Consider the following 1,314-nt stretch of genomic DNA (forward strand, 5'->3'; position numbering starts at 1 on the left):
TTGGCCCTGAGCGGGACCTCACCCTTCGGGCTGGGGTGGCCAAGGGCGCAGCGCGTTGTTGCAGCCCTTGCCCAGGCGGCCAGCCTGGGCGGCGGACTGCGCCTAGCTCTGCACCCTTGGCCACCCCAGCGCGGGGACGATTCACAGGTCAATAGACCCTAACCATTCTGGCGAGCTTGTCGTGACTTGTGTGAATCCCGTCGTTAAGACCCGGTAATGACCGCCTTGTCCGCTCGTCCCCGTCTGTTTGCGCTGACCTGGCCGATGCTGCTGGAGCTGCTGCTGGGCATCGGCATCGGCATCATCGGCACCGGCCTGGCCGCCCGGCTGTCCGACAACAGCGGCGCCGCCTTCGGCCTGGCCAACCAGGTGTTCGCCGCGGTCTTTGTATTGTTCCGTGTCATCGGTGCCGGTGTCAGCGTGGCTGTCACCCAGGCCCTGGGTGCGGGCCGGCGCGACCAGGCCGATGCGGTGGCCCGCGCCGTGGTCGGCGCCAGCACCTGGCTGGGCGTGGGCGGGGCCGTGGCGGCATTGATTGCGGCAGGCCCGTTGCTGACGCTGGTGAACGCGCCGCCCGAAGTGGCGCCGCTGGCCAAGACGCTGCTGCAGGCGCTGGCGCCGGCGCTGCTGCTGGACGCCTGGAACGCCAACATGTCCAGCGTCATGCGTTCGCACCTGCGCAGCCGCGAGGCGCTGGCCGTCGTCGTGCTCATCCAGGTCGTCACGCTGGTGGTGGCCCTGCTGGCCATGCCGCGCCTGGGCCTGGTGGGCTATGCGCTGGCCTGCACCTGCGGGCGCGGCATGGGCCTGATGCTGCATATCTTGCTGTGGCGCACGCRCTTGAACCTGCGGCTGCGCGCGGCCGACTGGTGGCGGCTGGTGCGCAAGCCGCTGAAGACCGTGCTGCACATCGGCATCCCCGGCGCGGCGGAGAACATCTCCTGGCGCCTGGCCTTCATGACCAGCCTGGCTGCCGTGGCCCAGCTTGGCGCCCATGCGCTGGCCACGCACGCCTATACGACGCAGTTCCTGCACGTGATCCTGATGTTCAGCCTGGCCATCAGCTTTGCGGTGGAGATCATGGTCGGCCACATGATCGGCGCGGGCAAGTTGCGTCGGGCTGACCGGCTGGTGCGGCGTTCCCTGGCGCTGGGCATTGCGCTGGCGCTGGTCGTCTCGACGGCTTTTGCGCTGGCAGGGCCCTGGCTGCTGACCCGCTTCACCTCCGACCCGGCCATCATTGCGCTGGGTTGCACGCTGCTGTGGTGGACGGTGCTCGTCGAGCCTGGGCGCAGCTTCAACCTCGTCGTCATC

The 1,314-nt window shown here is 69.1% G+C and carries 1 protein-coding gene; it reads left to right on the forward strand.

The window, feature by feature from the left end; genetic code table 11:
• Positions 1-225: 225 nt before the first annotated feature.
• On the forward strand, positions 226-1,314 hold a 1,089-nt coding region (locus tag AC1DU6_RS31500; protein ID WP_477862103.1), incomplete at its 3' end, for an MATE family efflux transporter.

The sequence above is a fragment of the Roseateles sp. P5_B10 genome (assembly GCF_056400485.1).